The sequence below is a fragment of the Streptomyces sp. bgisy159 genome, from assembly GCF_965341775.1.
In the GTDB taxonomy this organism is placed as follows: Bacteria; Actinomycetota; Actinomycetes; order Streptomycetales; family Streptomycetaceae; genus Streptomyces.
Window position 1 is genome coordinate 274,683 of sequence record NZ_CBDQZH010000003.1, and the last position, 20,585, is coordinate 295,267.

Genomic DNA, 20,585 nt, shown 5'->3' on the forward strand with positions numbered 1-20,585 from the left:
GTACACCCCGGGCCCGCGCGGCACGCCCCTGCGCCGGGCGGCCCCGGTGCCGTACGGGTCGTCAGCTTTCGTTCCCGGCAGTGCCGAGGGACGCGAGGACCTTCGCCTCCAGCTCCGGGTCCAGGCCCTTGGGGGAGCGGTCCGCGCGCATCGGCGCGGTGCCCCCGATCTCCCGCAGCCACCGCCAGGTGTCCGCGACGGTCTCCGCCACCGGCCGGCACGACAGCCCCGTCGCCAGCGCCCGCGAGACATCGGCCGAGTGCAGCGCGTCATGCAGGTCGCTGCCGGGCGGCACCCACACCGGCAGCTGGGTCCACGGCTCGATCCCGGCGTCGAGGATCACCCGGGGGTCGGCCCAGCGCAGGACGGCGCCGGAGCCGGTGACGGCTGCGCACGCGTCGAGCAGCTCCCCCATCGTGGCGTGCCCCTGCGCGCTCATCAGGTTGTACGGCCCGCTCAGCCCCTGTTCGACCGCCCCGAGCAGCCATGCCGCGAGGTCGCGGACATCGACGTACTGCAGGGGCAGCTCGCGCGGGCCGGGCGCCAGCACCGGCCCGCCGCGCGCCATCCGGGTCAGCCACCACGGCAGCCGCCCGACGTTCTCGTACGGGCCCAGCAGCAGCCCCGCGCGCACCAGCACCGAGTCGTCCGCGCCGAAGGCGTCGACGGCGGCCAGCTCGCCGCCGCGCTTGTCGTGGTAGTAGTCGGTTCCCTCGGCGTCCGGCTCGGCGCCCTCCACGACCGGCGCGCTCTCGTCGTACCCGGCGGGCGGTGCCCACGCGTACACCGAGCAGCTCGACACGTACACGTACCGCCCGGCGCGCCCGCGCAGCAGCCGCGCCGCCTCGTGCACCGCGCGGGGCGCCCCCGACCAGGTGTCGACCACCGCGTCCCAGGGCCCGTGCGCCGGACCGGCCGCCGCGGCCAGGCCACCGGGCGCCGTCCGGTCCCCGGTCAGCGTCCGCGCCCCCGCCGGGACCGGGGCCCGCCCCCGGCTGAACACGGTCACGTCCCAGCCCCGTGCGACGGCCACCTCGACCAGCGCCCGTCCCGCGAACCTCGTCCCGCCCAGCACCAGAAGTCTCATGCCCCGACTCTGCCGGGCCGGCCGTGCGGGTGGGAACAGGCTTCTGCCCTGGGCAGAGCACCGCCGGTGTGGCGGGACAGGCGTGAGGGGCGCCCGCCGGTGTGGCGGACGCCCCTCACTTCGGCCGTGGGCCGGATCAGACCTGGCCGGCCTTCTCCAGGGCCGAGCAGCAGGTGTCGACCAGGAGACGGGTCACGAGGTACGGGTCGACGTTGGCGTTCGGACGGCGGTCCTCGATGTAGCCCTTGCCGTCCTTCTCGACCTGCCACGGGATGCGCACCGAGGCGCCGCGGTCGGAGACCCCGTAGGAGTACTTGTCCCACGGGGCGGTCTCGTGCAGTCCGGTGAGGCGGTCGTCGATGCCGGCGCCGTAGTTCTTGACGTGGTCGAGCGGCTTGGAGCCCTCACCGAGCGACTCGCACGCGGTGATGATCGCGTCGTAGCCCTCGCGCATCGCCTTGGTGGAGAAGTTGGTGTGCGCGCCGGCGCCGTTCCAGTCGCCCTTGACCGGCTTGGGGTCCAGGGTCGCGGCGATGTCGAAGTCCTCGGCCGTGCGGTAGAGCAGCCAGCGGGCCACCCACAGCTGGTCGGAGACCTCCAGCGGCGCCAGCGGGCCGACCTGGAACTCCCACTGGCCGGGCATGACCTCGGCGTTGATGCCGGAGATGCCCAGGCCCGCCTTCAGGCAGTTGTCCAGGTGCGCCTCGACGACGTCGCGGCCGAAGATCTCGTCGGCGCCGACACCGCAGTAGTAGCCGCCCTGCGGGGCCGGGAAGCCGCCCTTGGGGAAGCCCAGGGGGTAGCCGTCCTTGAAGAAGGTGTACTCCTGCTCGATGCCGAAGATCGGCTCCTGTGCCGCGAACTTCTCGGCGACCTCGGCCAGCGCGGCACGGGTGTTGGACTCGTGCGGCGTCATGTCGATGTTCAGGACCTCGCACAGGACGAGGATGTCGTCGCCGCCGCGGATCGGGTCCGGGCAGGTGAAGACCGGCTTGAGGACACGGTCCGAGGCGTGGCCCTCGGCCTGGTTCGTGGAGGACCCGTCGAAGCCCCAGATCGGCAGCGCGTCCAGACCGGCGGGCTCGCCCGCCATGATCTTGGTCTTGGAGCGGAGCTTGGCGGTCGGCTGGGTGCCGTCGATCCAGATGTACTCAGCCTTGAAGGTCACGGGCCACTTCCTTCGGGGTGGGTCTGACGCACTTGCGGGTGCTGCGGCGCTGCGGCACTGGGGCGCCGCGCTTGATGCCCGCGAGCCTGTCAACAGGCGATTTCCCGGCCATTGCTCGTGTGTGAACCCCGTGTTACCTGGTGGTGCGGTGGCCCGGCTCACGCTGTGAGGGCACCGGCCCCGTCGTTGAGTCGGCAGGGCGGGTGCCCACGGACCCGCCCTGCTGTCCCGCCCCTGCGGCCGGGGGAGGCGGCTCGTATGCGATGGGATCGTGCGAGGCGGGCGAGTGCCGGAGGGGCCCGCGTCCGTCGGGGGACCGGTTCCTGCTCCTGCCCGGCCGTCCGCCTCCCGCACGCTCGCCACCGCGTCCGTCGGGGGACCACTCCGCGGCGTCCGCCACCGCGTCCGTCGGCCGGCCTGGTTCACTCCGCCCCGCCGGCCGCCTCCCGCATGCCCGCCAGGAACCCTCGGATCGCCGCCCGCTCCCGTTCGTCGTAGCCGCTGAGCAGCTCCACCGCCCGCTCGATCAGCGGCCCGAAACGGGCCCGGCCGAGCGCCACGGCCCGTTCCTCCAGCTCGACGACCACCTGCCGCCGGTCCCGCCGCCCCCGTACCCGCCGCACGTGCCCGGCCCGCTCCAGGCGGTCGATCAGCGCGGTCGTCCCCGCCGAGTTCAGCCCGAGCGCCGCGCCGAGCCGCCCGGCCGTGAGCTCCTCGTCCGCGCGCGCGGCGTCCATGAGGGCGATCAGGGCGCGCACGTCGGTGGGATGCATGCCGTTGTCCTGGGCGAACCGGGCGCTGTGCAGGCCGAGTTCGACGGTCACCGCGCGCAGCAGGTGAACGATCTCCATCGCCTCGGCCGACGGTTCGGCTGTCATGCCCGGCTCCCCTTTGTCTCGCTCAGCGAGTATCTTCGAAACGACTGTCTCGCTCAGCGAAATAATAGGGGGTACGGCGATGAGCGCCCACGACGGTGACGCCTTCCGGGCGGCGTACGACAAGGTGCTGGCGAAATGGCCCGCGGACCGGGAAGCGCTGGACGTGCCCACCCCGTACGGCACCACGCACGTCAACGTCTGCGGCCCGCGCGACGCGCCCGCGCTGGTGCTCCTGCCGGGCGGCGGGGGAGCGACCTCGGCGTCCTGGTACGCACAGGCCGGTGAACTGGCCCGGACACGGCGGGTGTACGCCGTCGACCTCGTCGGAGCGCCGGGGCTGAGCGCGAGGGGCGGCGACCGGCCGCTGCGCACGGCAGCCGACCTCTCGGCCTGGCTCGACGCCCTGTCCGACGGGCTGGGCGTGGCGCGGGCCGACCTCTGCGGGCACTCCTACGGCGCCTGGATCGCCCTGCAGCACACGCTGCACGCGCCCCGCCGGGTGCGCCGTCTGGTCCTCCTCGACCCGACCCAGTGCTTCGCCGGGTTCCGGGCCGCCTACCTGTTGCGTGCCCTGCCGATGCTGCTGCGGCCCACCCCGCGCCGGGTGCGGGCCTTCCTCACCTGGGAGACCGGGGGAGCGGCTGCCGGGGGAGCGGAGCTCGACCCCGACTGGCTGCGTCTGCAGGAGGCGGCGGCCGGCTTCCCGGCGGCCCGGCCGGTGACCGGACCGCGCCCGTCGGCGGACGCCCTGCGCGCGCTCGACCTGCCGGTCCTGCTGCTCGTGGCCGCGAACAGCAGGACGCACGACGCCTCGGCGGTGACGGCCCGGGCCGGGAAGGTGCTGCGCGATGCCGAGACGGAGATCCTGCCCGGCGTCTCGCACCACGCGCTGCCCCAAGGCGCCTCCCCGGCCCTGGGCCGCCGCCTGAGCGACTTTCTGAGCGACTGCGCTACATCGTCGTCCTGAGCATCACCCCACCTTCTCGATCAGCGCCCGGCGGATCAGGAACTTGCCCGGCTCGCGGACCTGCTCGAAGGCCGCGTTGTTCAGCAGCACACAGCTGCCGGAGACCGAGGTCACCTCGACGGTCGTGGACTTGTCGTTGTCGAGGTTGGTCACCTTCAGCCGGGTTCCGGCCGGGAACTGGTTGCTGGACGCCGCGGGCGCACCGCCCTCGCCGGAGAGGGTGACGGTGGATCCGTTGCACACCTGCTGTCCGGTGGCGGCACCGCCGGCGTTTCCCGCGTTCTGGGCGGGCTCGGACGGCGCGGCCTGCTGGCCGCCCTGCCCGGCCTGGTCGCCCTCGCCGCCCTGTCCGGCCTGACCGCCCTGCTCGGCCTGACCGCCGTTCTGCGCCGCCTGGGAGTCCTGAGCCGACTCCCCCACGACGCAGCCCGACGCCTTCTGCTGGACCTTGATCTGCTCGATGACCGCCTGCCGGTTGGCGATCCGAGCCTCCGACTGGGCGTCCGGGGCGGCCCGTTGTCCCTCGATGAACCGCTCGTTGTTGCCGAGCGCGGTGGCCAGGCCCTGGCAGACGGTGGACTCCGCCGCGGTCTGCGCCGGCGGGGCGGCGTTCGAGGTGCTCGCCAGGACGAAAGCGCCGCCTCCGGCCATCGTCGCCGCGGTCACCAGCAGCGCGAGCTTCTTCTTCTTGCTGAGCGTTCTCCTGCGCGACATGCGCGCCTCCTGAAGAGGTAGGGGAGCGTACGCCGCTATGTACGAGATACCGAACGGGATGACTCAGCCGGTGACAGGAGTCGGTGAAGTGACGTGAGTCACGCGGCAGTTGGGCCCCTGGCCGCCAGGATCGGACTCACTTCCGGGACAGCGCGTCGCGCACGGCGTCCTCGGAGCGGGCGACCACGGCCGAACCGTCGTCCGCCGTGATGATGGGCCGCTGGATCAGCCTGGGGTGCTCGGCCAGCGCTCCGATCCACCGCTCCCGGGACGCGTCGTCGCGCGGCCACTCCTTCAGCCCCAGCTCCTTCGCCGCGGGCTCCTGGGTGCGGGTGATGTCCCACGGTTCGAGCCCGAGCCGCGCGAGGACCTCCCGGATCTCCTCGGCACTCGGCACGTCCTCCAGATACCGGCGCACGGTGTAGTCGGCACCTTCGGCGTCCAGCAGGGTGAGCGCGCCCCGGCACTTGGAACAGGCGGGGTTGATCCAGATCTCCATGGGGGGCACGGTACCGGCGGCACGGCCAGACGGATCCTGTGGCCAGGGGCTTTGTGCCGGGCCGCCGACAGGGGCGCGGCAGAGCGCCGCACCCCCGTTCCCGCGGCGGGCCCGCACCGGAAAGGGAGCCGTACGCTCGCAAGGTGATTGAGACCATCGTGTTGGACATCGGCGAGACGATCACCCGAGACGACCGGTACTGGGCTTCCTGGGCAGACTGGCTGTCTGTCCCGCGCCACACGCTCTCCGCGCTCGTCGGCGCCGTCGTCGCCCGCGGCTTGGACAATGCCGAGGCTCTCCGCCTGATGCGGCCCGGGATCGACGTGGCCGCCGAGTACCGTGCGCGCGAGGCGGCCGGCCGTGGTGAGTACCTCGACGACAGCGACCTGCATGAAGACGTACGCCCCGCCCTGGCCGCCCTCCGGGCAGCTGGCGCGCGCGTCGTCATCGCGGGCAACCAGACGGTCCGGGCAGGTGAACTGCTGCGAGGTCTGGGCCTGCCCGCCGACCTTGTTGTCACGTCGGGGGAGTGGGGCGTGGCCAAGCCGCACCCCGAGTTCTTTCAGCGGGTGCTGGAGGTGGCGCAGGCTCCGGCCAGGGCCACGGTGTATGTGGGGGACCATCCGGCCAACGATGTCTTCCCCGCACGTGCGGCAGGACTGCGTGTGGCGCACCTGCGGCGCGGGCCGTGGGGGCATCTGTGGGCGGGTGACCCGGAGGTGGTGGCCGCAGCCGACTGGTGCATCGACAGCCTCATGGAGCTTCGAACCATCGTGGGGGGCTGATGAACAAGCCCCACCCGGACGGGGGTTGGTGAGGCCGTTCCTGTACGCGTGGCGCCCCCGTGCGAGTACGGTCCGAAGCGGGTGCGTCGAACGGAGATGTCATGGCCGCGAACACCGATGGCGGAGTGGGCCGAAGGATCGCCTATTATCGCAGCGTCAGGCGGCCGAAGCTGACGCAACAGCAGCTTGCCGATATGTCCTGTGTCGCACTCGGGACCATCCGGAAGATCGAGAGAGGCGAACGAGGCGTTACCGAGGCCACCCTCGAAGCCATCGCTGCCGCGCTCGGCGTCGACTCCAGCAGCCTGCGCACCGATCGCAGCCCGGCACACACCCGCGTACGCGACGCGCTTCCTGATTTGTCGGCTGCCATCGCCGCGTACGACCTTCCGGACGACGGCTTCGTCCGCCCTGTACAGGAGCTGCGGACGGCGGTCAGCCAGGCCGTGACCTGGAGGCTGGGCGCGCAATACTCCCGCATCGCCCGAGAGCTGCCCGACCTGCTGACCGAGCTTGCCCGCGCCTACCATGGTGCGGTCGCCAGTGAGCGCGCCGAGGCTGCCAGTCTGCTGGTCAGCGCCTGCCGGTCCGCCGACGCCGTCGCCTACAAGTTCGGCGCCCGGGATCTCTCCGCTCGTCTGATCGACCTCATGCGCTGGGCAGTGCCCGAGTCGGGTGATCCGCTCCTGACGGCATCCGTCGCGTACGTCCGGACAGAGACCTTCCTCGCAGCCCGCTTACATGCCGCTGGACTGCGTGCGTTGCAGCAGGCTGTGGATGCCGTTCCTGCCCCGTCCACGTCGGCCGAAGCCGCCGTGGCGGGCACTCTGCACATGAGGGCTGCCGTCGTCGCAGGCCGGGCGCGCGACGATGCGGCGGCTACCGACCACCTCAGCGAAGCCCGTGCTCTGGCGGACCGCGTCCGTGAGGACGTCTACTACGGCACCGCGTTCGGTCCGGATTCCGTGCGGATCCACGAGGTGTCCGTCGCTGTCAGCCTCGGAGACGACCATGTCGGCCGTGCCCTGGACGTGGCCAGGGAGTGGAAGCCGCCGAAGGACCTTCCGGCTGAGCGGCGCTCAGGCTTCTACATCGAGCTGGCGCGCGCCCAGCTGTGGGCAGGGCTGTCCGACGACGCCTTCGAATCTCTCAAAGTGGCCCGTCACATCGCTCCTCAGCACACCCGAGAACACCGCTGGGTCCGTGAGGACGCCGCCACCCTACGTCGACTGAAGCGAGCCGACTCCGAAAGCCTCACCAACTTCGCCGAGTGGTGCGCCGCTACGTAGCAGGCGTCCTCGGCTACCCCTGACAGGGGTACTTGTGGTCTTCTCCTGCCCCCACCATCTGTTGCACGCGCAGAACCCAGCGGATGGAGGCGGGCATGCCCGACGTGCTCCACATCGTGCCCACGGTCGTCAGTGGGGACGTGATCATCGCCCGCCTGCATGGCGAAGCCTGCTTTTACTGCGGGGCAGTGAACAAAGCGCTGCGCGAGGCAGGACACGTCGTGGTCCGTGGCAGCACCCGAGTGTGGCCGATCGTCACATGCGGATGTCGTACAGCGGTGCCGCCGTGTGACTGCCGCATGGAAGCCACAGACCCCCGCGACGGGCTAGGTCCGGGGGCGTGGTCAACGCTGACGAGGAGCGCCGACAGTGCCCACAAGTAGCACACCACGCGCCGCAATGGCAGAGCGCGATCAGGTACCTCACACCGGCCGGCAGCCTGGCGGCCTGACGATTCGCGTCTACACCGTGAACCGAGCGGGCACGATCACCGCCGACACCGGCCCGCGCCTCGTGCCGCCGGCGCCCGGCTCGCTCCCGGCCAGGCCGGGAACGTACTACCCGCCGTGCGCCTGCCCCCACCACCGAGCGGAGACGGCCCGGTGAACGGCACCCTGGAGATCACGTCCGAGGCGCTGGCCGCCCTGAAGCTGCCCGCCCAGCAGGAACTGGACGATGGCCAGCGGCGGGGCGCCACCTGCGTCTGGTGCGGGTACGCGCTGAACGCGGAGTCGGCCGTCGACCTCGGTGAGCGGGAACCACCCGAGCGCTGGTTCCCCCGCGCCTGCCGCCCCTGCACGGGCCGCCGCGCCCACTCGGGGTTCTTCGACCACGTCCAGAGCTGCGGGCACTGCGCTCACCGCCCCACACTGTGCGAGACCGGGCGGCTGCTGAACCGGCTGACGTTACGTCACTGGGTGAGCTGCGGGCGCTGCGGCGACCGCATCGAGCCGGGCCGCCCGTACGACGCGTTCGTGCCCGAGTCCGCCACCGGCTTCCCGCCCACGGTCTACACACACCGCGAACCGTGCAAGCCGGGGCCCGCCTCGGCCCTCCGGCCGTGACGGCGTTCGCCGCGCCCCCGCGGCCGTGACGGACTCCTTCCGGGCCCGCGCCACGGGCCCGGTCGACCCGGATCCCCATGAGGCCCGAGGTGCTCGCGTGACGGCCTCAAAGCCCCTGTGGCCAGGGGCTTTTGTCAGTGGTGACCGGTAGAATAGAAGCAGTGTTCGAGGGTCCCGCCGGGGTGTCCGGTGAGGGCCCTGACCGCGACAGGAGGATGCCCGTGCCCGCTGCCGCAACCAAGGTGAAGCCGCTGCCCACCCAGTCCACCGCCAAGCGACCCGTCCTGCTCGAACTGCCGTGCACGCCCGTGGTGAAGCAGCCGCTGCCGCCCGGGCGCCCCAGGGAGTGGTACATGACGCACAACCGCCGTCTCAAGGCGATGCGCCTCGCCATCGCCCTGCTCGACTCGGGCGTCTACATGCCCAACCAGGCCCGCAACGAGACGATCCGCAGCACGGCCGAGCAGATCGGCGTCCACCCGCCGTCCGACACCACCTGCCACATGGTGCGGGCGCTGATGCGCTACAGCCGGTGACGCCGGCGCCGGGTGCCGTGTCCGCGCGGCACCCGGTAGGCGGTTCGAGGCCGCCCTGCCGACGGATCGTCGAGGCCCCGGCCGCCCCCGGCGTCACTTGACGTATCCGCCGAGTTCCTTGTCGAGAGGCGCCGGAAAGCGCGGCCGCACCCGGGTGTCGCCCAGCCAGCTCCGCAACTGCCGTGCCGACCGCTCGATCGCCGCCTCCGCCTCCCGGCCCACACCGCCCTCCACCAGCACCCGCCACTCCATCTCCCCGTCCGCCCGCTGGGCCCAGCCCCCGACGATCCGGCCGTCCCACCACACCGTCGCCCCGATGTTCCCGGCCCGGTCGATCAGCGCGCCCCGCAGCTCCGGCGCCAGGTACCAGTCCCGCCGCAGCCACCCCATCGACGTCGGGTCCAGACCGGGCAGCAGCGCCGCCGACGGTTCCGCCGGGCCGGCCACCTCCTCCTCGTCACCGGCGGTCACGTACGCCGGGCCCCCGTCGACCGCGACCTCCCGCGCTCCGATCGCCCGCAGCGCGTGCCGCACGTCCGACACCCGCCACCCCGTCCACCACTTCAGGTCCTCCTCGGTCGCCGGACCGCACGCCGCCAGCCAGCGCCGCAGCAACTCGGCCCGCGCCTCGCCGCCGTCCAGCTCCGGGTGCTCCGGTGCCAGGGCCCACCGGAACTGGCTGGACGTCCACGAGCCCAGCGGACGGCCCCGCACCACCTTCCCCTCCGTGCCGAGCACCCGAAGCAGCCTCGACGACACCGAATGCATGGCCTCGTAGGGCTTCCCGACCGAGTGTGCGAACCGCTCCCGCAGCCGCGGCTCCTCCCGCGCCAGCTCCGCTGCCGTGGCCTCGCCCAGCCGGGCCAGCACCGCCAGCGTCGACTCCTCGACCTCTTTGAGCCACACCGCGTCCGGCGCACCCACCTTCGCCATGTTCTTCAGCAGCGACGCCCGCTCCCGCGCCGCCACCGTCAGGCTCGTCGAGGCGTGCGCCACCGCGGTCAGCGCGGTCGGGAAGACGAACACCGTGTGCCGCATGGCGTGCATCCGCACCAGGGACCGGTCCGCGTACAGCGCCCGCTCCGTCTGCGCCACCGTCGCCGCCGGCTCCGCCAGCCGCGCCCCTATGGCCAGGTACACCGTTGCCGGATCCGAGCCGTGCAGCGCCACCAGCGCGTCGGCGACCTCCTCCGGGCTCCCGGCCCGCGCCTCCGCCGCCAACCGGTGCCGGGCCACCAGCCGGGCACGTCGCTCCGCCACCCCGATGTGCCGCCGTGCCTGACTCATCCCGTCCGTCCTCCGTACCGTCCCGGACCCGTTGCACCGAGGCGCCGACCGCCGACCGCCGACCGCCGACCGCCGAACCGTGCCGAGCCCTGCCCGAGCCGTGCCGAGCGGCGCGCCGCCGCTCCCACCATCCTGCCCGCCGCCACTGACAACGCCCCGTCACCCGTCCGCCGTACTCCGCGTGCGCCCCGCCCGCGTCCGGCTTTCACTGCTGGCATCGGGGAATCGTGAGTGGTGAGCACGCGCGGACGGGAGGCCGGATGAAGCCACGGCAGCGCACACCGGTGCGCCCCGAGCCGGGGCGCGGCACATGACGACCCCGACCGACCGGGCCGACCTCGGCAGACGCGCCCGCAAACGGGTCCCCCGGTCCGGACACGCCGCATGGCTGCCGCCCGTCGACCGCCACGACCCGGTCGCCCTGCTGGAGCGGCAGGGCCAGGACCGGCTGCCGGAGCTGCTGCCGATCCGGTACGGCAGGATGAGCGCCTCACCGCTGTCCTTCCTGCGCGGTGCCGCCGCCGTCATGGCCGCCGACCTCGCCGCGCAGCCCCACACCGGACTCACCGTCCAGCTGTGCGGCGACGCCCACCTCCTCAACTTCGGCCTGTTCGCGTCCCCCGAGCGGACCCTCCTCTTCGACCTCAACAACTTCGACGAGACCTACACCGGCCCCTTCGAGTGGGACGTCAAACGGCTCGCCGCCTCCGTGGCCGTCGCCGGACGCGAGAACGGCCACAAGGAGCCCAAGGTCCGCCTCGCCGCGCGCGAGGCCGCGTCCGCGTACCGCACCACCATGCGGCGGCTGGCCCGGCAGGGAGAACTCGACGTCTGGTACGCCCGGATGGACGCCGACCAGCTCCTCGCCCTCGCCCGTTCCGCCGGCCCCCGACGCCGCGTCGAAGCCAGCCTCACCCGCGCCCGCCGCCGCACCCACCTGCAGGCCCTCGGCAAGCTCACCGAGGTCGTCGACGGACAGCGCCGCATCATCCACGACCCACCGCTGCTGGAGCCCGCGGGCGCCTCCGACACCGCCGCGCTGCGCAAGATCTTCAGCGACTACCGCTCCACCCTCGCCGAGGAGCGCCGCCTCCTCCTCGACCGCTACCGCTTCGTCGACGCCGCCCGCAAGGTGGTCGGTGTCGGCAGCGTCGGCACTCGCTGTTTCGTCGTCCTGCTCACCGGCCGCGACGCGGACGACCCGCTGTTCCTGCAGATCAAGGAGGCCCGGCCGGCCGTCCTGGAGGAGTACCTGCCGAGCGGGCCGTACGTCCATCCCGGCCACCGTGTCGTCGCCGGGCAGCGGCTGCTGCAGGCCGCCGGGGACATCTTCCTGGGCTGGATGACCGGGCCGCAGGGCCGCGCCTTCTACTGGCGTCAGCTGCGCGACATGAAGGGCTCGGCCGACGTCGCCGGCATGGGGCCGGCCGACCTGCTCGGCTACGCCCGCCTGTGCGGCACCGCCCTGGCCCGGGCCCATGCCCGCTCCGGCGACCGCATCGCCATCGGCGGCTACCTCGGCTCCGCCGACACCTTCGAACGGGCCGTCACCGAGTTCGCCCTCGCGTACGCCGACCAGACGGACGCCGACCACGCGGCGCTCGGCGCGGCCATCGCGGCGGGGGTCGTCGCGGCGGCGCCGGGGGTGTGAGCGTGTGCGGCGCGCGGCAGCCGCGGATCGCGCGCACCTGGCGGGAGGCGTGCCCCGACCGCCCCGCCCCGGCCGCCGCGACCTTCCCGACCACCGCTACCGGCAGGCCGGGCGGGAGCGTCGCCACCGGCGCGAGCGCGGGCTCAGGGGCCGACCGGCGGGCCGGGGGCAGGACCCCGGCCCCCGAGCCACCCCGCCCCCGAGCCGCGCGGGGTGTCACAGGCCGGGCGCGCCCCAGACCGGGAACCACCGGCCGAGGTCCCCCTCGATCCGCAGGTCGTTCGCGAGGGCCGCCTTCACCTGCAGCTCCAGTGCGTTGTCGCGCCGCTGTCCGCCGCCGGGCAGCGGCGCGAACGGGTAGAAGGAACCCCGCTTGTACAGGTACACCAGGGCCAGCCGCCGGCCGTCGTCGGCGCTGCGGAAGCCCGCCAGCGAGCACAGCAGCTGGGGGCCGAAGCCGTCGGCCTCCAGGGCGCTGTTCACCGCGTGCAGGTCGTTGACCAGCTCCACGAGCTGGTCGGGGGAGCGGTGGGAGACCAGCCACGAGTAGCCGTAGTCGTCCCGGGTCAGCTCCACCGGTGGGCCTGTGCGGCCGGTGTCCGCGTCCAGCAGTGCCCGCACCTCCCGGTGCGTCTGCTCGAAGGCCCCGCCCTCCACCGTGGCGAAGCACACCGCGCCCTGCCCGGTCGGCGTGAAGCCGGCCGCCGCCTCCAGAGTGATCGCCGCGGACGGCAGCGCGAACAGCTGACCGAGATCGGGTGCGACCGGTTTCGTCCGGCCGAGCAGGATGTCCAGGAGTCCCATGCTCACCTCTCGCCGGGCGCCGCGGCCTCGCCCAGCTCGGCGGAGATCCGCTCCAGCTGCTCCAGCCGCTGCTGCAGGGTCGGGTGGGTGGAGAACACGCGCTCGATGCCGGGCTCCTTGCCGGCGGCGGGGGTGAAGTAGAACGCGTTGAACGCCTGCGCCGTCCGCAGGTCCTTCGTCGGGATCCGCGCGATGTCACCGGTCACCTTGGTCAGTGCCGACGCGAGCACCGAGGGCCGGCCGGTCAGCAGCGCGGCCGCACGGTCCGCGGCCAGCTCCCGGTACCGGGACAGGGCCCTGATCAGCAGGAAGCTCACCGCGTACACGGCAGCCGAGACGCCCATCACGGCGGCGAACACGGCCGCGGTGTTCTGGTCCCGGCGCCCGCCGAACAGCTGCGAGTAGAACGCGAACCGCACGATCAGACCCGCGATCACACCGAGGAACGAGGCGATGGTGATCACGGCGACGTCCTTGTGGGCCACGTGCGACAGCTCGTGCGCGAGGACGCCCTCCAGTTCGGCGGGTTCCAGCCGCCGCAGCAGCCCGGTCGTCACGCAGACCACGGCCTTGTCGGGATTGCGCCCCGTCGCGAACGCGTTCGGCATGTCCATGCTGGAGACGGCGACGACCGGCTTCGGCATGTCCGCGATGGCACACAGCCGGTCCACCACGGCGTGCAGCTCGGGATACTCCTCCCGCTCCACCACCCGCCCGCGCATCGCGAACAGCGCGATCTGGTCCGAGAACCAGTACTGGGCGCCGAGCAGCGCCGCGGCCACGACCGCGACCATCACCCACGACCTCAGCAGCAGCACCAGCGCCGCCACGAACGCCACGTAGAGAAGCCCGAGCAGAAACATGGTGACCGTCATCCGCACGGTCAGCCGCCGATCGCTCTGGAACCGGCTCCGCATCTGTACCACCCCGCAGTCACACCCGCAGTCAGACACTCGCCCCACTGCCCAGTGTGCACCGCCCCCCGCCGAAGGCACGGTCCCGAACGGCCCCGGCCCCGGCAAAGGTCCCTGACCGCGGGGGTCGGCCTCGGCGCCCGGTCATGTTCGCATGTCCCCATGTCCCCTGACCAGGGGACCCGCGTGAAGGCGCGGGGCGGCGGTGGCCGACAGCTCCTGGTACGGGGTCAGCCGCTACCAGTACGGCGGCTGGAAGCCCAGGTAACCCAGCACCAGGATCACCGCGACCACACACCCCAGCACGAGTGCCACGGCCCCCCAGCCCGACCGCTGCCGCCCCACCCCGTCCGGATCCCCCCGGAACGGCACCGCCTCCGGTGGGCTGTCCTGCCACCGGGCCGCCAGCATCCGCGCCCGCGCGGACGGCTCCTTGTGCTCGGCCGCATCCGCCCAGCGCAGGTCGAACTCGCGCTCGTCACCGTGCTCGTCGGGCCCCTGTCCACGCCCGTGCGTCTGTCCCGCCATCCCGTACGCCCCCGTACCGCCTTGTCGAAGTCGACGACTGCAACGATGCGATAGAACATACGCCCGTACCCCCGCCCCCGGGAAACGGCGGTGGCCGCGGAGGCCGGTCATGCGAGCGGCCCCCGACCGGACTTCCAGGTCAGGGGCCGTGGCGCGGCGGGACCGGCGGACCGGCGGATCAGGTGTGGGCGCCGGCCGGGGCTCAGCCCTGCTGCAGGGCGGCGAGGCCCTTCTGCATGTCCTCGGTGTTCATCACCGGCTGGATCTCGATCCGCGCGCCGAGTTCCTGGAAGAGCGGCTCCGCGATCGTGGGGAGCAGGGAGCTGTCCTGCATGTCGAAGACGAAGGTGCAGGAGCGCCCGCCCTCGCTGGGCCCGAAGTAGGCCGCCTCGGCGTGGAGCCGTTCCGCCATCGACTGCATGATCTTCGGCAGCGTGCCGTTCTTGATCGCCTCGTTGGACACCTGGGTGTCCAGACGTGCTCTCAGCATGACCCTCATTGCCTGCGCTCCTTCCGCCCGCCGCGATCGGCTCGGTCCCGATCGCCCGCTGGGGTCCGTTGATGTCAGGGTCAGCCTCACCGCGCGTGCGCCGGGCAGCAACATCTCGCCCCCCGTCCGTGTCCCGCTCCCGCGTCGCCCGGTCCGCGAGGGTGGCGGCACACGCCCACCCGGAGCCGCGAAAGCCGTCGGCCGGCCCTCCCGTGCGGGGAGGGCCGGCCGACGGCCCAGGACGGTCCAGGCGAGCGGAAACCCGCTTCGACCTGGGGCGATATCACACGTCGAAGTACAGCTCGAACTCGTGCGGGTGCGGGCGCAGCTGCAGCGGGGCGATCTCGTTGGTGCGCTTGAAGTCGATCCACGTCTCGATCAGGTCGGACGTGAAGACGTCGCCCTGGAGGAGGAACTCGTGGTCGGACTCGAGCGAGTCGAGGACGGCCGGGAGGGAGGTCGGGACCTGGGCGACGTTCGCGTGCTCCTCCGGAGCCAGCTCGTACAGGTCCTTGTCGATCGGCTCGGCCGGCTCGATCTTGTTCTTGATGCCGTCCAGGCCCGCGAGGAGCAGGGCCGAGAAGGCGAGGTACGGGTTGCCGGAGGAGTCGGGCGCCCGGAACTCGACGCGCTTGGCCTTCGGGTTCGACCCCGTGATCGGGATACGCATGGCCGCGGAGCGGTTGCGCTGCGAGTAGACGAGGTTGATCGGGGCCTCGAAGCCCGGCACCAGACGGTGGTACGAGTTCACCGTCGGGTTGGTGAAGGCCAGCAGCGACGGGGCGTGCTTGAGGATGCCGCCGATGTAGTAGCGGGCCATGTCCGACAGGCCCGCGTAACCGGCCTCGTCGTAGAAGAGGGGCTGGCCGCCGGCCCACAGCGACTGGTGCACGTGCATGCCCGAGCCGTTGTCGCCGAAGATCGGCTTCGGCATGAAGGTCGCGGTCTTGCCGTTGCGCCAGGCCACGTTCTTCACGATGTACTTGAAGAGCTGCAGGTCGTCCGCGGCGGCGAGCAGCGTGTTGAACTTGTAGTTGATCTCGGCCTGGCCGGCGGTGCCCACCTCGTGGTGCTGGCGCTCGACCTGCAGGCCCGACTTGGCCAGCTCCAGGGAGATCTCGGCGCGCAGGTCGGCGAAGTGGTCGACGGGCGGGACCGGGAAGTAGCCGCCCTTGTAGCGGACCTTGTAACCGCGGTTGTCCTCCAGTGCACCCGTGTTCCAGGCGCCGGCCTCGGAGTCGATGTGGTAGAAGGACTCGTTCTCCGAGGTCCGGAAGCGGACGCTGTCGAAGACGTAGAACTCGGCCTCGGGACCGAAGAACGCGGTGTCCGCGATACCGGTCGACGCCAGGTAGGCCTCGGCCTTCTTCGCCACGTTGCGCGGGTCACGGGAGTACTGCTCGCCCGTGATCGGGTCGTGGATGAAGAAGTTGATGTTGAGCGTCTTGTCGCGGCGGAACGGGTCGACCCGGGCCGTCGACAGGTCGGCACGCAGCGCCATGTCGGACTCGTGGATCGCCTGGAAACCGCGGATCGACGAACCGTCGAAGGCGAGCTCCTCGTCCGGGTCGAACGCCTCGACGGGCAGCGAGAAGTGCTGCATGACGCCCGGCAGGTCGCAGAAGCGGACGTCGATGAACTTGACGTCCTCGTCCGCGATGAACTTCTTGGCCTCGTCGGCGTTCTGGAACATCCAGCTCCTCCTACTCCCGACCGCCATGCCGGGGTGGTAGTTCGTTCGTGCGGCCAGTGCGGTGGCACACGCTGTCCTCGACCCTAGGGACGGGTGATTTCTCGGGCGTGACCCATTTGTTTCGCTGAAGTTAACCGGCCCCGGTCCGAGCCTAGCTCCGGTCCACCCTCGGCGCAGGGGGCATATACGGGCGCAGTACCGTGGACGGGTGGACAACAGGCAAGCAATCGGATCGTGGCTCTCCGGGCCCCGCGCGGCCATGGAGGACGCCGGTGCGGAGTTCGGCTACCGGGGTGAGCAGCTGGGTCTGCCGGAGGAGGGGCCGAACTCCCTGGCCCGCCCCGGCCGGCGTCTCGGTGCCATCGGCGTCGACTGGGCGCTGTGCGTCTTGATCGCATACGGCCTCATCACGGACGGCTACAGCCCCGCCACCAGCAACTGGGCGCTGCTCGTCTTCTTCGCGCTGGGTGCCCTCACCGTCGGCACGATCGGTTTCACCCCGGGCAAGCGTCTCTTCGGCATCCGGGTCGTGAGCCTGGAGACCGGCACGGTCAGCCCGCTGCGCGCCCTGCTGCGCACCTTCCTGCTCTGCCTCGCCGTCCCGGCCCTGATCTGGGACCGCGACGGCCGGGGTCTTCACGACCGGCTGGCCCGGACGGTGGAGGTACGGATCTGAGCCCGGCTGTCCGGTCCGAGTCCGGCTGTCCGGCCGTCCGGGAGCGCGAGGACCGCGCGACCGGGCAGCGCCATTCCGTCGCCCGGCGACGGACGGGACACGACGGACGGGACACGACGGACGGGACACGACGGACGGGATGCGGCGGACGGGATACGACGAAGGCCCCGGCTGAACCCGTAGGAGGTTCCCGGGGCCTGGTCGTGAGGCCGACAGCATCGTGGGTTGGGGGCTAGCGGCCCTTCGGCCCGCCCTTCGGGAGCTTCATGCCCTTCGGCATCGGCCCCTTCGGCAGCGGCATGTTGCTCATCAGGTCGCCCAGGGCGCGCAGCCGGTCGTTCGTCGCCGTCACCTGCGGTCCGGTGAGCACCCGGGGGAGCTTCATCATCGTGGTCCGCAGCTTCTTCAGCTCGACCTGCCCCTCACCGGTGCCGACGGTGAGGTCGTGCACGGGCACGTCCGCGACGATGCGGTTCATCTTCTTCTTCTCGGCGGCCAGCAGGCTCTTCACCCGGTTGGGGTTGCCCTCGGCGACCAGGACGATGCCGGCCTTGCCGACGGCCCGGTGCACCACGTCCTGGCTGCGGTTCATCGCCACCGCGGGGGTGGTCGTCCAGCCCCGGCCGATGTTGTCCAGTACGGCCGCGGCGGCGCCCGGCTGGCCCTCCATCTGGCCGAAGGCGGCCCGCTCGGCCCGGCGTCCGAACACGATCGCCGACGCGAGGAAGGCGAGCAGAAGGCCCAGGATGCCGAGATAGATGGGGTGACCGATCAAGAAACCGATCGCGAGGAAGACACCGAAGGTGACGATTCCGACAGCCGCGAGTACAAGACCGATCTTCTTGTCGGCCTTGCGGGTCATCTTGTAGGTCAGGGCGATCTGCTTCAGTCGCCCGGGGTTCGCGGCCTCGGCCGCGTTGTCCTTCCTCGCCATGCCACGAAGTCTACGTGGCCGCGGGAGCGCCGACGACGGCGGTGTCCCGGGGCGGGCCGGGAGCGGTGGGACTGGGGTGCCCCCCGTGGGGCGGGGGCGGCGGTGCGACGGCCCCCTGGGGCGGGGCCGCGGCCGGTCAGGAGCGGGCGGAGACGGCCGCTTCGAGGACGCGCTGCGTCTCGACGCGGTCCTTGGCGCGGCGGCGGTCCTCCAGGACGGACGTCCAGGCGTTGCGCCGGGCGGTGCGCTGGCCGCCGCTCATGAGCAGCGACTCGACGGCGCGCAGCGCGTCGGTGAAGGACGGGATGGCGGTGGCGCGTACGGGCGCGGCCTGCATGATGAGGTCCCCCCTCGGTGGCGGTGGGTAAGGCCCTACAGGGTGTGATAGCAGAGTCACTCATTGGTGTTACCAGGGCGTGACCGACCGGTCAAACACCGATGAAGCCTTGATACGGCCGATCCCGGGCCCCGGCAACACGAACGCGGCCCCGACCCGTGCCCCCAGCTGGGAGGACGGGCGGGACCGCGTCGAACCGGTCAGAACCGGCCGGTAGCCGCTTGTGCGTGAATTCACACAGTCGGCCGCCCGGCCATGGGGGCAGCCCTCACACGGCCTGGCCCGCCACGAAGCCGCCGCGCTTCTCGACGGCCATCCGGTACAGCCGCCCGGCCCGGTACGACGACCGCACCAGCGGCCCGGACATCACTCCGGAGAAGCCGATCTGCTCGGCCTCCTCCTTCAGCTCCACGAACTCCTGCGGCTTCACCCACCGCTCCACCGGGTGGTGGCGCACGGACGGGCGCAGGTACTGCGTGATGGTGATCAGCTCGCAGCCCGCCTCGTGGAGCTGCTTCAGCGCCTCACTGACCTCCTCGCGGGTCTCGCCCATGCCGAGGATCAGGTTCGACTTGGTGACCAGGCCGAAGTCGCGGGCGTCGGTGAGGACCTTCAGGGAGCGCTCGTAGCGGAAGCCGGGGCGGATGCGCTTGAAGATCCGGGGGACCGTCTCGACGTTGTGCGCGAACACCTCGGGGCGGGACTCGAACACCTCCCGCAGCAGCTCCGGCACGGCGTTGAAGTCGGGGGCCAGCAGCTCGACCTTGGTGCGGCCGGCCTCACGGGCGGCGGTCTGCTGGTGGATCTGGCGGACCGTCTCCGCGTACAGCCAGGCGCCGCCGTCCTCCAGGTCGTCGCGCGCGACGCCGGTGATGGTCGCGTAGTTCAGGTCCATGGTGACCACGGACTCGCCGACGCGGCGCGGCTCGTCGCGGTCGAGCGCCTCGGGCTTGCCGGTGTCGATCTGGCAGAAGTCGCAGCGCCGGGTGCACTGGTCGCCGCCGATGAGGAAGGTCGCCTCCCGGTCCTCCCAGCACTCGTAGATGTTGGGGCAGCCGGCTTCCTGGCACACCGTGTGCAGGCCCTCGCCCTTCACGAGGTTCTGCATCTTGGTGTACTCGGGGCCCATCTTCGCCCGGGTCTTGATCCACTCGGGCTTGCGCTCGATGGGGGTCTGGCTGTTGCGGACCTCCAGGCGCAGCATTCGCCGCCCGTCAGGGCTTGGCACTTGCTTCCCGTCGGGTGCGACTGCGGACACGACCGGCTCCCTAGCGATTGATTCTTCGGCGCCCCCAAGGGTACGCCCGTGGATTCGAATGCCCGAAGGCCCGGTCCGACGTCAGGCCGCCGACGTCTTCTCGATCTCGCGCGGCTTCGGGTCCGCGTTCTCCAGTACGTCGCGCAGGTGCCGCTCGGCGACCGGCAGCACCTCCTCGATGGTGACCTCGCGGCCGAGCTCGTAGGAGAGCGAGGTCACGCCCGCGTCGCGGATGCCGCACGGGATGATCTTGTCGAAGTTCGAGGTGTCCGGGTTCACGTTGAGGGCGAAGCCGTGCATGGTGACGCCCTTGGCGACCCGGATGCCCATGGCGCAGATCTTGCGGTCCTCGCGGCGCTGGCCGGCGTTGGACGGGGCGTACTCGGGACCGTTCAGGCGGGGGTCGAACTCCGGGTCGGCGGCGCGGGGGTCGAAGTCGAGGGTGAGCCCGCCGAGCCTGGGGCGTGCCTCGACCGGGTCGCCCAGCACCCAGACGCCGGCCCGGCCCTCGACGCGCGAGGTGGTGATGCCGAAGTCGGCGCAGACCCGGATCATCGCCTCCTCCAGGCGGCGCAGGTGCGCGACCACGTCCACCGGGCGGGGCAGCTTCTGGATCGGGTAGCCGACGAGCTGGCCCGGGCCGTGCCAGGTGATCTTGCCGCCGCGGTCCACGTCGATCACGGGGGTGCCGTCGAGCGGGCGCTCCTCCGGGGCGGTGCGGCGGCCCGCGGTGTAGACCGGCGGGTGCTCCAGGAGCAGGCAGGTGTCGGGTGCCTCGTCCGCGAAGCGGGCGGCGTGCACCCGGCGCTGCTCGTCCCACGCCACCTGGTAGTCGACCATGTCCGCGCCGAACCCCATCCGGACGAACCGCAGCTCACTCACGGCAAGCGCCTCCTCGAAGTCGTCAGGCGTGAAACACGCCCACGCCACTGTACGACTGTCCGCCACGCGTCAGCCCGGCGGGCAATTCTCACACGATCGGATGAACGAACGCCGAAGGTTGCGACCGCCTGCTTACGCTCAGCT

General features: G+C 72.0%; 22 protein-coding genes. 7 read left to right on the forward strand and 15 right to left on the reverse strand.

What is annotated here, in order from left to right; genetic code table 11:
• Positions 1 to 61: 61 nt before the first annotated feature.
• The 3 genes from ACSLTV_RS05135 to ACSLTV_RS05145 all read right to left on the reverse strand — a co-directional run bounded on the left by ACSLTV_RS05135 (position 62) and on the right by ACSLTV_RS05145 (position 3,133).
• On the reverse strand, positions 62 to 1,087 hold the full coding sequence (locus ACSLTV_RS05135) for an NAD-dependent epimerase/dehydratase family protein (protein WP_432155772.1): 1,026 nt from the start codon (positions 1,085 to 1,087) through the stop codon (positions 62 to 64).
• Between the two features lie 136 nt (positions 1,088 to 1,223).
• Positions 1,224 to 2,255: a glutamine synthetase gene (gene glnII, locus ACSLTV_RS05140; RefSeq protein WP_432135672.1), complete on the reverse strand. Its 1,032-nt coding sequence runs from the start codon at positions 2,253 to 2,255 to the stop codon at positions 1,224 to 1,226.
• 422 nt (positions 2,256 to 2,677) lie between these two features.
• A complete protein-coding gene (locus ACSLTV_RS05145) occupies positions 2,678 to 3,133 on the reverse strand; it encodes a MarR family transcriptional regulator (protein ID WP_432135671.1) in 456 nt (151 codons plus the stop codon).
• 79 nt (positions 3,134 to 3,212) lie between these two features.
• On the opposite strand from ACSLTV_RS05145, the gene ACSLTV_RS05150 reads away from it, so the two are divergent.
• On the forward strand, positions 3,213 to 4,100 hold the full coding sequence (locus tag ACSLTV_RS05150) for an alpha/beta fold hydrolase (protein WP_432135670.1): 888 nt from the start codon (positions 3,213 to 3,215) through the stop codon (positions 4,098 to 4,100).
• A gap of 3 nt (positions 4,101 to 4,103) precedes the next feature.
• On the opposite strand, the gene ACSLTV_RS05155 is transcribed toward ACSLTV_RS05150, so the two are convergent.
• Both ACSLTV_RS05155 and ACSLTV_RS05160 read right to left on the reverse strand, forming a co-directional pair.
• Positions 4,104 to 4,814 carry a hypothetical protein gene (locus tag ACSLTV_RS05155; protein WP_432135669.1) on the reverse strand — a complete coding sequence of 237 codons (711 nt, stop codon included), beginning with the start codon at positions 4,812 to 4,814 and terminating at the stop codon, positions 4,104 to 4,106.
• A 136-nt stretch (positions 4,815 to 4,950) separates the two neighbouring features.
• Positions 4,951 to 5,313: an arsenate reductase family protein gene (locus ACSLTV_RS05160; RefSeq protein WP_432135668.1), complete on the reverse strand. Its 363-nt coding sequence runs from the start codon at positions 5,311 to 5,313 to the stop codon at positions 4,951 to 4,953.
• A gap of 143 nt (positions 5,314 to 5,456) precedes the next feature.
• On the opposite strand from ACSLTV_RS05160, the gene ACSLTV_RS05165 reads away from it, so the two are divergent.
• The 4 genes from ACSLTV_RS05165 (at position 5,457) to ACSLTV_RS05180 (ending at position 8,987) form a co-directional block, all read left to right on the forward strand.
• A complete protein-coding gene (locus ACSLTV_RS05165) occupies positions 5,457 to 6,098 on the forward strand; it encodes an HAD family hydrolase (RefSeq protein WP_435611695.1) in 642 nt (213 codons plus the stop codon).
• A 101-nt stretch (positions 6,099 to 6,199) separates the two neighbouring features.
• Positions 6,200 to 7,387, forward strand: coding sequence for a helix-turn-helix domain-containing protein (locus ACSLTV_RS05170; protein ID WP_435611696.1), 1,188 nt, complete (start codon positions 6,200 to 6,202; stop codon positions 7,385 to 7,387).
• Between the two features lie 602 nt (positions 7,388 to 7,989).
• Entirely contained in the window at positions 7,990 to 8,451 is a 462-nt protein-coding gene (locus ACSLTV_RS05175; RefSeq protein ID WP_435611697.1) for a hypothetical protein, read from the forward strand.
• A 221-nt stretch (positions 8,452 to 8,672) separates the two neighbouring features.
• Positions 8,673 to 8,987 carry a hypothetical protein gene (locus tag ACSLTV_RS05180; RefSeq protein WP_432135662.1) on the forward strand — a complete coding sequence of 105 codons (315 nt, stop codon included), beginning with the start codon at positions 8,673 to 8,675 and terminating at the stop codon, positions 8,985 to 8,987.
• Between the two features lie 93 nt (positions 8,988 to 9,080).
• On the opposite strand, the gene ACSLTV_RS05185 is transcribed toward ACSLTV_RS05180, so the two are convergent.
• Positions 9,081 to 10,274, reverse strand: coding sequence for a winged helix DNA-binding domain-containing protein (locus tag ACSLTV_RS05185; protein WP_435611698.1), 1,194 nt, complete (start codon positions 10,272 to 10,274; stop codon positions 9,081 to 9,083).
• Positions 10,275 to 10,584: 310 nt separating this feature from the next.
• Here ACSLTV_RS05185 and ACSLTV_RS05190 point away from each other — a divergent pair, with 310 nt between their 5' ends.
• On the forward strand, positions 10,585 to 11,925 hold the full coding sequence (locus tag ACSLTV_RS05190) for a DUF2252 domain-containing protein (RefSeq protein ID WP_435611699.1): 1,341 nt from the start codon (positions 10,585 to 10,587) through the stop codon (positions 11,923 to 11,925).
• Positions 11,926 to 12,141: 216 nt separating this feature from the next.
• Here the strand turns inward: ACSLTV_RS05190 and pspAB are convergent, their stop codons facing one another.
• The 5 genes from pspAB to glnA form a co-directional block, all read right to left on the reverse strand.
• Positions 12,142 to 12,729 (reverse strand): PspA-associated protein PspAB, encoded by a 588-nt coding sequence (pspAB, locus tag ACSLTV_RS05195; protein WP_432135659.1) that lies wholly within the window; start codon positions 12,727 to 12,729, stop codon positions 12,142 to 12,144.
• A gap of 2 nt (positions 12,730 to 12,731) precedes the next feature.
• The gene (gene htpX / locus ACSLTV_RS05200) at positions 12,732 to 13,646 is read right to left on the reverse strand and encodes a zinc metalloprotease HtpX (protein ID WP_432135658.1); all 915 of its coding nucleotides are present in this window, start codon (positions 13,644 to 13,646) and stop codon (positions 12,732 to 12,734) included.
• Positions 13,647 to 13,880: 234 nt separating this feature from the next.
• Positions 13,881 to 14,171: a hypothetical protein gene (locus tag ACSLTV_RS05205; RefSeq protein ID WP_432155767.1), complete on the reverse strand. Its 291-nt coding sequence runs from the start codon at positions 14,169 to 14,171 to the stop codon at positions 13,881 to 13,883.
• A gap of 202 nt (positions 14,172 to 14,373) precedes the next feature.
• The gene (locus ACSLTV_RS05210) at positions 14,374 to 14,670 is read right to left on the reverse strand and encodes a DUF3303 family protein (RefSeq protein WP_432135656.1); all 297 of its coding nucleotides are present in this window, start codon (positions 14,668 to 14,670) and stop codon (positions 14,374 to 14,376) included.
• A 274-nt stretch (positions 14,671 to 14,944) separates the two neighbouring features.
• Positions 14,945 to 16,354: a type I glutamate--ammonia ligase gene (glnA, locus tag ACSLTV_RS05215; RefSeq protein ID WP_432135655.1), complete on the reverse strand. Its 1,410-nt coding sequence runs from the start codon at positions 16,352 to 16,354 to the stop codon at positions 14,945 to 14,947.
• A gap of 208 nt (positions 16,355 to 16,562) precedes the next feature.
• On the opposite strand from glnA, the gene ACSLTV_RS05220 reads away from it, so the two are divergent.
• Positions 16,563 to 17,030, forward strand: coding sequence for an RDD family protein (locus tag ACSLTV_RS05220; protein WP_432135654.1), 468 nt, complete (start codon positions 16,563 to 16,565; stop codon positions 17,028 to 17,030).
• A gap of 232 nt (positions 17,031 to 17,262) precedes the next feature.
• Here ACSLTV_RS05220 and ACSLTV_RS05225 read toward each other — a convergent pair whose 3' ends face one another.
• From ACSLTV_RS05225 to lipB, 4 genes are all read right to left on the reverse strand, one after another.
• Entirely contained in the window at positions 17,263 to 17,964 is a 702-nt protein-coding gene (locus ACSLTV_RS05225; protein WP_432135653.1) for a DUF4191 domain-containing protein, read from the reverse strand.
• 136 nt (positions 17,965 to 18,100) lie between these two features.
• Positions 18,101 to 18,301, reverse strand: a complete 201-nt coding sequence (locus ACSLTV_RS05230; protein ID WP_432135652.1) for an SCO2195 family GlnR-regulated protein — start codon at positions 18,299 to 18,301, stop codon at positions 18,101 to 18,103.
• A 268-nt stretch (positions 18,302 to 18,569) separates the two neighbouring features.
• Positions 18,570 to 19,505, reverse strand: a complete 936-nt coding sequence (gene lipA / locus ACSLTV_RS05235) for a lipoyl synthase (protein WP_432135736.1) — start codon at positions 19,503 to 19,505, stop codon at positions 18,570 to 18,572.
• 135 nt (positions 19,506 to 19,640) lie between these two features.
• Positions 19,641 to 20,441: a lipoyl(octanoyl) transferase LipB gene (gene lipB / locus ACSLTV_RS05240; RefSeq protein WP_432135651.1), complete on the reverse strand. Its 801-nt coding sequence runs from the start codon at positions 20,439 to 20,441 to the stop codon at positions 19,641 to 19,643.
• Between the last annotated feature and the right edge of the window lie 144 nt (positions 20,442 to 20,585).